Annotated in this window: 1 protein-coding gene; it reads left to right on the top strand. The window is 75.4% G+C overall.

Annotated features, from left to right (window positions below):
• Window positions 1–18 precede the first annotated feature (18 nt).
• The gene (locus tag OG241_RS00825) at window positions 19–11,793 is read left to right on the top strand and encodes an SDR family NAD(P)-dependent oxidoreductase (RefSeq protein WP_405812820.1); all 11,775 of its coding nucleotides are present in this window, start codon (window positions 19–21) and stop codon (window positions 11,791–11,793) included.
• Window positions 11,794–11,823 lie beyond the last annotated feature (30 nt).

Here is an 11,823-nt window from a genome sequence, read left to right as displayed (position 1 = left end):
CGAAGGTGACGGTGCACAGTGACTGACGCCACGCTGAACGACGACAAGCTCCGCGACTATCTCAAGCGGGTCGCCGCCGACCTGCACCGCACCCGGCGGCGGCTGCAGGAAGTGGAGGCCCAGCAGCAGGAGCCGGTGGCCATCGTCGGCATGAGCTGCCGCTACCCGGGCGGAGTCGACTCCCCCGAGGACCTGTGGGAGCTCGTCGCCTCCGGCACCGACGCCGTCGCCGGTTTCCCCGCCGACCGGGGCTGGGACCTGGGCGCCCTGCACGACCCCACCCGGGAGCGCCCCGGCACGACGTACGCCGCCGAAGGCGGATTCCTCACCGGCGCCGCCGACTTCGACCCGGCGTTCTTCGGCATCTCGCCCCGCGAGGCCCTCGCCATGGACCCCCAGCAGCGGCTGCTCCTGGAGACCACCTGGGAGTCCTTCGAACGCGCGGGCCTCGACCCGGGCGGTCTGCGCGGCAGCGACACCGGTGTCTTCGTCGGCGTGATGTACCAGGACTACGCCCTGCGGCTGCGCCAGGTCCCCGACGACATCCAGGGGTACATCGGCAACGGCAACTCCGACAGCGTCGCCTCCGGCCGCCTCTCCTACACCTTCGGCCTGGAGGGCCCGGCGGTGACGGTGGACACCGCCTGCTCGTCCTCCCTCGTCGCCCTCCACCTGGCCGCCCAGGCCCTGCGCCGGGGGGAGTGCGGGCTGGCACTGGCCGGCGGCGCCATGATCATGTCGACGCCGGTGCCGTTCGTCGAGATGAGCCGGCAGGGCGGGCTCGCCGCCGACGGCCGCTGCAAGTCCTTCGCCGCCGGGGCCGACGGCACCGGCTGGGGCGAGGGCGTCGGCATGCTGCTCCTCGAACGCCTCTCCGACGCCCGTCGCAACAACCACCCCGTACTCGCCCTGGTACGCGGCACCGCCGTGAACCAGGACGGCGCGAGCAGCCGTCTGACCGCACCCAACGGGCCCGCCCAGCAACGGGTCATCCGGCGGGCGCTCGCCGACGCCGGGCTCACCGCGGCCGACGTCGACGTGGTCGAGGCACACGGCACCGGCACCCCGCTCGGCGACCCCATCGAGGCGCAGGCGCTGCTGGCCACCTACGGCCAGGACCGGCCCGCCGACCGGCCCCTTCTGCTCGGCTCGCTGAAGTCCAACATGGGCCACACTCAGGCCGCGGCGGGCGTCGGCGGCATCATCAAGATGGTCATGGCGATGCGGCACGGGACGGTGCCGCCCACTCTGCACGCCGATTCGCCCACCCCCACGGTCGACTGGTCCGCCGGCGCCGTGGAACTGGTCACCGAGGCCGTGGCCTGGCCGGAGACCGGCGCCCCGCGCCGCGCGTCCGTCTCGTCCTTCGGCATCAGCGGCACCAACGGCCACATCGTCCTCGAACAGGCCGGCACCGAGCCCGAGGCGGCTCCCCAGGGCGAGGCCGACCCGTCCGCCGACGCCGAGCCCGGCCTCCCGGCCGCCCTGCCCTGGCCCGTCTCCGCCCGCAGCCGCGAGGCCCTGCGCGCCCAGGCCGGCCGCCTCGCCGACCACCTCGCCGCCCACCCCGGACAGCGGCCCCTGGACGTCGGCCACGCCCTGGCCACGACCCGGGCCGCCCTCGAACACCGGGCCGTCGTCATCGCCGCCGACGAGGACGGGTTCCTGCGCGGCCTGCGGTCCCTGACCGAGGACACCCCCGACCCCGGAGTCCTGCGCGGCACCGGAACCCCCGGCGCCGACACCGCCTTCGTCTTCCCCGGCCAGGGATCGCAGTGGACCGGCATGGCCGCCGAACTGCTCGACTCCGCCCCGGTCTTCGCCGAGCGGATCGCCGACTGCGCACGCGCCCTGGCCCCCCACACCGACTGGTCCCTGACCGACGTACTGCGCGACGCCCCCGGCACCCCGCCACTGGACCGCGTCGACGTGGTCCAGCCCGCGCTGTGGGCCGTGATGGTGTCACTGGCCGCGCTCTGGCAGTCGTACGGCGTCGAACCGTCCGCCGTCGCAGGCCACAGCCAGGGCGAGATCGCCGCCGCCGTGGTCGCCGGGGCACTGTCCCTGGAGGACGGCGCCCAGGTCGTCGCGCTCCGCAGCCGGGCCATCGCCGCGCTCGCCGGCGCCGGGGGCATGGCGTCCGTACCGCTGCCGGTCGACGAGGTCCGCGCCCTGCTGGCCGACGGGGACGGCCGACTGTCCGTCGCGGCCGTCAACGGGCCCGCCTCCGTGGTCGTCTCCGGCGATCAGCAGGCGCTGGACGAGCTGATCGACCGGCTCACCGCCCGCGACCTCCGGGTCCGGCGCATCCCCGTCGACTACGCCTCGCACAGCGCCCACGTCGAGCGCATCCACGACGAACTCCTCACCGTGCTGGCCGGTATCCGCCCCCGCCCCTCCGACATCCCCTTCTACTCGACCGTCACCGGCGAACCGTTCGACACCACCGGCCTGGACGCCGGCTACTGGTTCCGGAACCTGCGGCAGACCGTCGAGTTCGAACAGACCACCCGCGCCCTGCTGGCCGCCGGGCACCATGTCCTCGTCGAGGTCAGCCCCCACCCGGTGCTCACCGTCCCGATCGAGGAGACCGCCCGCGCGGCCGGGGCCGAGGAAGCCGTGGTCATCGGCACGCTGCGCCGCGACGACGGCGGCCGGGACAGGTTCCTCGCCGCCGTCGGCGAGCTCTACGTGCACGGCGTACGCGTCGACTGGCGGGCCGCCTACGCCGGTTGGGGCACCCACCGGGCCGACCTGCCGACCTACGCCTTCCAGCGCCGCCGGTACTGGCTGGAGGACTCCGCCGCGCCCCAGGGCGACATGGCCTCGGCCGGCCTCACCGCCGCCGACCACCCCCTGCTCGGCGCGGTCGTCGCCCTCGCCGACGGGGACGGCCTGCTCCTCACCGGCCGCCTCTCCACCCGCACCCACCCGTGGCTCGCCGACCACGCGGTCCAGGGCGCCGTCCTGCTGCCCGGCACCGCCTTCCTGGAGCTGGCGGTCAGGGCGGGCGACCAGGTCGGCTGCGGCCAGGTCGAGGAACTCACTCTGGAGGCTCCGCTCGCCCTGCCGACGGAGGGCGGCGTCGCCGTGCAGCTCGCCGTCGGCGCCCCGGACCGGGACGGGCGGCGCCCGCTGAGCCTGCACGCCCGACCGGACGGCACGGACGACGTGCCGTGGACGTGCCATGCGCGGGGACTGCTGGTCCCGGCGGCCGGGGAGCCGGAACGGGACGAGTCGGCGGCCTGGCCGCCGGCGGGCGCCGAACCGGTGCAACTGGACGGACTGTACGAGCGGTTCGCGGAGGGCGGCTTCGCCTACGGGCCCGTGTTCCAGGGGCTGCGCGCGGCGTGGCGGCTGGGGGAGGAGGTGTACGCGGAGGCGACTCTTCCGCCGGAACAGCAGGCGGAGGCCGCGAAGTTCGGGCTGCATCCCGCGCTCCTCGACAGCGCCCTGCACGCGACCGGCCTCGGTGAGGCCGCCGAGGGCCGGATGCCGTTCGCCTGGACCGGAGTCGTCCTCCACGCACAGGGCGCGACCGGCCTGCGGCTGCGGATCACCCCCGCCGGACCGGACACGGTGTCGCTGAACGCCTCCGACCAGGCCGGTCGGCCCGTCCTGACCGTCACGGGCCTCGCGCTGCGGCCGGTCGCCGCAGGCAGCCTCACGGCCCCGGCCGCCGGCCGCCACCACGACTCCCTCTTCCGCCTCGACTGGACACCCGTCCGCGCGGTGCCCGGCCCCACCTCGGCCTCCTGGGCGATCCTGGGCCCCGCCGCCGACACCCCGGACATCAGCGCCTACGCGGACCTCACCGAGCTCCGGCAAGCCGGCGCCGAGCTGCCGGAGTTCGTGCTAGCCGACCTCGCCGCCGCCCCCGACCAGCACGCCGAGGGGCTCGCCGACTCCACCCGCACCGCCGTGCACGACGCCCTCGCGCTCCTCCAGGACTGGCTCGCCGACGACCGGTTCACCGGGGCGCGGCTCGTCCTGGTCACCCGGGGCGCGGTCGCCGCCCGGCCCGGCGAGGACGTGCCGAACCTGCCGCACAGCGCGGTATGGGGGCTGGTGCGCTCCGCGCAGACCGAACACCCGGGCCGCCTCCACCTCGTCGACCTCGACCCGGACGCCGACGTGTCCGCCGCCCTCGCCGCCGTGCTCACCGCCACCGGCGAGACCCAGTTCGCCGTGCGCGGCACCGAGGTCCTCGTACCGAGGCTGGCCAGGATCCCCGTACAGAACGACCCGGCGCCGACGCTGGACCCCGATCGCACGGTCCTGATCACCGGGGGCACCGGTCTGCTCGGCGCCCGCGTCGCCCGCCACCTCGTCACCGAACACGGCGTACGGCATCTGCTGCTCACCAGCCGCAGCGGTCCCGAGGCCCCCGGCGCGGCCGAACTGAGCGACGAACTCGCCGCGCTCGGCGCCGAGGTGAGCGTCGTCGCCTGCGACGCGGCCGACGCCGAACGGCTCGCCGAGGTCCTGGCCGGCGTACGGCCCGAGCATCCGCTGACGGCCGTGGTACACACCGCCGGAGTCCTCGACGACGGAGTGGTCTCCTCCCTCACCCCCGACCGCATCGACACCGTCCTGCGGCCCAAGACCGACGCGGCGCTCAACCTGCACCGGCTCACCGCCGACCTGGACCTCGCGGCCTTCGTGCTCTTCTCCTCCGCCGCCGGAACCTTCGGCGGCCCCGGACAGGGCAACTACGCCGCCGCCAACGCCTTCCTGGACGCCCTGGCCCAGCACCGCCGGGCACAGGGCCGGGCGGGCCGGTCCATCGCCTGGACGCTGTGGGAGCGGCGCAGCGCGATGACCGGTCACCTCGGCGACGACGAGGTCCGCCGGATCGCCCGCTCGGGCCTGCCGCCCCTGACCGACGAGCAGGGTCTCGCCCTTCTCGACGCCGCGCTCGCCGTGGACGAACCGCTCCTGGTGGCCCTCCGGCTGGACAGCGCCGCACTGCGCGCCCGGGCCGAGAGCGAACCCGTACCCCGTCTGCTGCACGGCGTGGTCCGGCTGCCGGCCCGCCGCCAGGTCGCCCTCGCCGCCGCCGACGACGACCGGAGCCCGCTGGCGGAACGGCTCGCTGCCCTGGACGCCCCGGGGCGCCGCCGTGAACTCCTCGACCTGGTGCGCGGTCAGGTCGCCGCCGTACTCGGCCATCCGACGCCCGAGGCCGTCGAGGCGGGCCGCGCCTTCAGGGACCTCGGCTTCGACTCGCTGGCCGCCGTCGATCTGCGCAACCGGCTGAGCAACGCCACGGGGCTGCGGTTGCCCGCCACCCTCGTCTTCGACCACCCCAACCCCGAGGTCCTCGCCGCCCACCTCGGCGGCGAACTGCTCGGCGCGGACACCGGCCGCCCGGCCGCCACCACCGGCCGTGCCACCACCGGAAGCGGCACGGCGGCCGACGAGGACCCGATCGTCGTCGTCGCCATGGGCTGCCGCTACCCCGGCGGCGTCCGCTCGCCCGAGGACCTGTGGGACCTGGTCGCCTCCGGCACCGACGGCATCACCGCCTTCCCCGCCGACCGGGGCTGGGACCTGGACACCCTCCACGACCCCGACACCGAGCGCCACGGCACCTCGTACGCGCGAGAGGGCGGCTTCCTGTACGACGCGGCGGAGTTCGACGCGGGCTTCTTCGGCATCTCCCCGCGTGAGGCGCTCGCGATGGACCCGCAGCAGCGGCTGCTCCTGGAGACCTCCTGGGAGACGCTGGAACGTGCCGGCATCGACCCGACGACACTGCGCGGCAGCACCACCGGCGTCTTCGTCGGCGTGATGCACCAGGACTACGCCGCCCGGCTGCTGCCCCACATCCCCGAGGAGGTCGAGGGATTCCTCGGCGCCGGCAACTCGGGCAGTGTCGTGTCGGGCCGGGTCAGCTACGTCCTGGGCCTGGAGGGCCCGGCGGTGACCGTCGACACGGCGTGCTCGTCGTCGCTGGTGGCCCTGCATCTCGCGGTGCGCGCGCTGCGCTCCGGCGAGTGCGGCCTCGCGCTGGCCGGTGGCGTCACCGTCATGTCCAGCCCCGAACTGTTCGTCGAGTTCAGCCGCCAGCGCGGCCTGGCCTCCAACGGCCGCTCCAAGCCCTTCGCCGAGGCCGCCGACGGAGTCGGCTTCGGCGAGGGCGTCGGCATGGTGCTGCTGGAGCGGCTGTCGGACGCGCGCCGTAACAGTCACCCGGTGCTGGCGGTGGTGCGGGGCAGTGCGGTGAACCAGGACGGGGCGAGCAACGGTCTGACCGCGCCGAACGGGCCTTCGCAGCAGCGGGTGATCCGGGCGGCGCTGGCCGACGCCCGGCTGTCGCCCGGTGACGTGGACGTCGTTGAGGCGCATGGCACGGGGACGCGGCTCGGGGACCCGATCGAGGCGCAGGCCGTCCTGGCGACGTACGGCCAGGACCGTCAAGAGCCGCTGTGGCTGGGCTCGTTGAAGTCGAATGTCGGGCACACCTCGGCCGCCGCCGGGGTGGGCGGGGTCATCAAGATGGTGGAGGCGATGCGGCACGGGGTGCTGCCCCGGACGCTGCATGTGGACGCGCCGAGCACGCAGGTCGACTGGTCGGCGGGCTCGGTGGAACTCCTGACCGAGGAGCGTTCCTGGCCCGCCGGTCCCGGCCGCCCGCGTCGCGCCGGAGTCTCCTCCTTCGGCATGAGCGGCACCAACGCCCACCTGGTGCTGGAGCACCTGGCGGAAGAGGAACAAGGAGCCGAGGCCACCGCCGAAGGACACCCCGTCCCCTGGGTGCTCTCCGGCCACACCCCCGAGGCGCTGCGCGCCCAGGCCGAACGGCTCGCCGACCACGCCGACGCCCGGCCGGACCACGGCGCCGCAGCCGTCGGCCGCGCCCTCGCCACCACCCGCACCCGCCACGACCACCGCGCCGTCCTGGTCGGCGACCGTGAGCAACTGACCGCCGGACTGCGGGCGCTGGCCGCCGACGCGCCCCTGGCCACCGTGGCACGGGGCACCGCGACCGCCGTCGGCCGCACCGTGTTCGTCTTCCCCGGCCAGGGCGCCCAGTGGACCGGCATGGCACTCGAACTGCTCGACTCCTCACCGGTCTTCGCCGCCCGCATGGCCGCCTGCGAACGGGCCCTGGCCCCGCACGTCGACTGGTCCCTGACCGGTGTGCTGGCCTCCGCCGCGGACCTGGAACGGGTCGACGTGGTCCAGCCCGCCCTGTGGGCCGTCATGGTCTCGCTGGCCGAGGTCTGGCGGTCGTACGGGGTCGAGCCCGATGCCGTACTCGGCCACAGCCAGGGCGAGATCGCGGCCGCCGTCGTCGCCGGCGCGCTCACCCTGGAGGACGGAGCCAAGGTCGTCGCCCTGCGCAGCAAGCTGCTGCGGGCCGTCGCCGGGAACGGAGGCATGGCCTCCGTGGCCCTGCCCGCCGACCGCGTCCGCGAACTGCTCGTCCCCCGGGGCGAGAAGATCTCCGTCGCGGCGGTGAACGGCCCGCGCTCCACCGTGGTCGCCGGCGAGACCGTGGCGCTGGCGGAACTCCTCGACGCCTGCGAGAAGGACGGAATACGCGCCCGGCGCATCGAGGTCGACTACGCGTCCCACTCCGCAGGCATGGACGTCCTCAGGGACGAACTGCTCGACGTTCTCGCCGGCATCGCCCCCACCACGTCGGGCACCCGGATGTTCTCCACCCTGGAGGCCGACTGGATCGAGGGCCCCGAACTCACCGCCGAGTACTGGTTCCGCAATCTGCGGGGCACCGTCGAGTTCGAGCCCGCCGTCCGGGCCCTGACCGGTGCCGGATTCACCACCTTCGTCGAGTCGAGCCCGCACCCCGTGCTCGCCCCCGCCGTCCAGGAGGTGCTGGAGGACACCGGGTCCACCGGAGTCGTGGTCGGCTCCCTGCGCCGCGACGACGGCGGCCGGGAGCGGCTCCTGCTCTCGCTGGGCGAGGCCCACGCCCAGGGCGTCCCCGTGGACTGGACTCCGGCCCTCGGCCGCACCGGCGGGACATCCCGGCCGGCCGTCACCGAACCCCGGCCGGTGGACCTCCCCACGTACGCCTTCCAGCGCACCCGCTACTGGCTCGACGCCCCCGTCCGCACCGGAGACGTGGCCGCCGCCGGGCTGGGCGCCACGGACCACGCGCTGCTGGGGGCCGCCGTCGATCTGGCCGACTCCGGGGAGCAGGTGCTCACCGGACGGCTGTCGACCAGGACACATCCCTGGCTCGCCGACCACGTCGTCTCCGGGACGAACCTGCTGCCCGGCACCGCCTTCCTCGAACTCGCCCTGCGCGCCGCCGACGAGGTGGACAGCGCCCTGGTCGACGAACTGACCCTCCAGGCCCCGCTGATCCTCCCCGAACGGGACGCCGTCCACATCCAGCTGCGCCTCGGACCGCCCGACGACGACGGCCGGCGCATCCTCGGCCTGCACTCCCGGTCCGAGACCGACCCCGGCGCGGACTGGACCCCGCACGCCACCGGAGTCCTGGCCCCTGGCGACCGCTCCGGCGGCCCGCCCGCGCCCGCCGCCTGGCCGCCGGCCGGCACCGAACCCGTCGACCTGGACGGCGTCTACGACCGCTTCACCGAAGCCGGATTCCGCTACGGCCCCGCCTTCCAGGGGCTGCGCGCCGCCTGGCGCGACAGCACCGACGTGTACGCGGAGGTCGCGCTCGAACGGCAGTCGGACAGCGCCGGCTACCTCCTCCACCCGGCCCTGCTGGACGGCGCCCTCCAGGCGTCCGCACTGCTCGGCGACCGGCCCGGCCCGGCCCGGCTGCCGTTCTCGTGGAACGGCGTCACAGCCCACGCCACCGGGGCGTCCGCCCTGCGGATCCGGATCGGCCCGGCCGGCCCCGACGCGGTGAGCCTGGACGCCTGGGACCCGACCGGACAGCCGGTCCTGTCCGCCGAATCCCTGGTCCTGCGCCCACCGGGCGCCAACCTGTCGGCCGCGGCTGTCGCGGGCCGGGACGGGCTGTACCGCCTGGACTGGACCCCGGCCCCCGGCAGCGCCAGGACCGCCGCCCCGCTCACCGGCTGGGTGTCCCACGACCACCCGGGCTCCGGCGCACCCACGGCGGTCGTCTGGACCTGCCCGGCCCGCACCGGCCCCGACGAGGCCGCCCGGGTCCGCGACACCGCCGCCGCCACCCTCGACGTCGTACAGCAGTGGCCGTCGGACCCCCGCTCGGGCGACGCCCCGCTCGTCATCGTCACCCGCGACGCGGTCGCCACCGGACCCGGCGGACACCCGGCCGACCCCGCGCAGGCCGCGGCCTGGGGGCTCGTCCGGGCCGCCCAGACCGAACACCCGGGCCGTTTCGTCCTGTTGGACCTGGACGGCACCGCCGAGTCCGCGGACGCCCTGCCCCGAGCACTCGGCTGGGCCCTCGGCGCGGGGGAGCCGCAGTCCGCCGTACGCGCCGGGAGCCCGTTCGTGCCCCGGCTCGCCAGGGCCGGCCGGCCCGGGACGCTCACGCCGCCGCCCGGCGAACCTGTCTGGCGGCTGGACACCACCGGCGGGGGCAGCCTCGACGGCCTGGCCCTCGTGCCCTCTCCGGAGGCGAGCGCCCCGCTCGCACCGGGCGAGGTCCGGGTGGCCGTCCGCGCCGCCGGCCTGAACTTCCGGGACATCGCGGTCAGCCTGGGCCTCGCCCCCGACCAGCGGATCCTCGGAAGCGAAGGAGCGGGCACCGTCCTGGAGACCGGCCCCGGAGTGACCGATCTGACCCCCGGCGACCGGGTGTTCGGGATCTTCGGCGGCGCCTTCGGCCCCGTCGCGGTCGCCGACCGGCGCACCCTCGCCTCCGTCCCGCCCGGCTGGTCCTACGCCCAGGCCGCTTCCGTACCGATCGCCTTCCTCACCGCCCACTACGGACTGTTCGACCTCGGCGGCCTCACGGCGGGGGAGACGGTCGTGGTGCACTCCGCGGCCGGCGGTGTCGGCATGGCCGCCGTCCAGCTCGCCCGGCACGCCGGGGCCGAGGTGTACGGCACCGCGAGCCCCGGCAAGTGGGACGTCCTGCGCGGCCTCGGCCTGGACGACGACCACATCGCCTCCTCCCGCACCCTCGACTTCGCCGACCGCTTCCTCGACGCGACCGACGGAGACGGCGCCGACGTCGTACTGGACTGTCTGGCACGGGAGTTCGTGGACGCCTCCCTGCGGCTGCTGCCGCGCGGCGGCCGGTTCCTGGAGATGGGCAAGACCGACATCCGCGACGCCGACGCCGTGGCCGCCGCCCACCCCGGAGTCCGCTACCGGGCGTACGACCTGGCGGAGGCCGGCCCGGAGCGCATCGCGGAGACGCTCGACCTGATCCTCGACCTGTTCCGGCAGGGCGCCCTCACCCCGCTGCCGCTCACCTGCTGGGACGTGCGCCGGGCCCCGGAGGCGTTCCGCCACGTCGGCCAGGCCCGGCACACCGGCAAGAACGTGCTGCTGCCGCCCACCGCCCTGAACCCCGACGCCACCGTCCTGATCACCGGTGGCACCGGCACCCTCGGCCGCCTGGTGGCCCGGCACCTCGTCACCGGGCACGGGATCCGGCATCTGCTGCTCACCAGCCGCAGCGGTCCCGAGGCTTCCGGCGCGGCCGAGCTGTGCGACGAACTGGCCGCGCTCGGCGCCGAGGTGGGTGTCGTCGCCTGCGACGCCGCCGACCGCGACCGGCTCGCCGAGGTCCTGGCCGGCGTACCCGCCGTACATCCGCTGACGGCTGTGGTGCACGCGGCCGGTGTGCTCGACGACGCGGTGGTCTCCTCCCTCACCCCCGACCAGCTGGAGCGCGTACTGCGCCCCAAGACGGACGCGGCCGTGAACCTGCACGAGCTGACCCGGGACCACGACCTGGCCGCCTTCGTCCTGTTCTCCTCCGCCGCCGCCCTGCTCGGCGGTGGCGGCCAGGCCAACTACGCCGCCGCCAACGCGGCCCTGGACGCGCTCGCCGAGCGCCGCCGCGCCGAGGGACTGCCGGGTCTGTCCATCGGCTGGGGCATGTGGGAGGAACGCAGCGGAATGACCGGCCATCTCGGCGAGGTGGACCTACGGCGCATGAACCGCAGCGGCGTCACCCCGCTGACCTCTGAAGAAGGACTGGCCCTGTTCGACGCGGCCCTCCTGTCCGAGGACGCCTATCTGCTGGCCGCGCGGCTGGACACCGCCGCCCTGCGCGCCGGCGGCGGACAGGACGTACCGGCACTGCTCAGCGGCCTGGTCCGGACCCCGCGTCGGCGGGCCACCGCGGCGAACGGCAACGGCAGCGGGGAGGCCGCCGGCCTCGCGGACCGGCTCGCCCGGCTGTCCGAGGCGGACGCCCAGCGCGCGCTGCTGGACCTGGTCCGCGGCCACGCCGCCGCCGTCCTCGGCCACCCGTCGCCCGAACTGGTCCAGCCCACCCGGGCGTTCAAGGAACTCGGCTTCGACTCCCTCACCGGCGTGGAGCTGCGCAACCGGCTGTCGTCCGCGACCGGCGTACGGCTGCCGGCGGGCATGGTCTTCGACCACCCGACCCCCGAAGTGCTCGCCCGCCACCTCGCCGCGACCACCGGCCGGGCCCGCCGGACGGCGGCTCCCGCGCCCCTCGCGGAGCTGGACCGGTTCGCAGAACTGGTCGCCGGCCTCTCGCCGGACGCCCCCGACCGCGACCGGCTCTCCCAGCGGCTGCGCGAGGTACTGGCCCGCCTCGAAGCCGCCGAACCCGACGGACAGGAGAACGGCCGGGTCACCGCGGACCGCATCGAGTCCGCCACACACGACGAGATCTTCGACCTCATCGACAACCAGCTGGGCATCTCGTGACGCCCCGGATCCACGTACGGCCGTTTCCAG

It is taken from the genome of Streptomyces sp. NBC_01390, assembly GCF_045040105.1.
In the GTDB taxonomy this organism is placed as follows: Bacteria; Actinomycetota; Actinomycetes; order Streptomycetales; family Streptomycetaceae; genus Streptomyces.
Note: the sequence above shows the minus strand (reverse complement) of the source record. Positions and strands in the feature narration are given on the sequence as shown.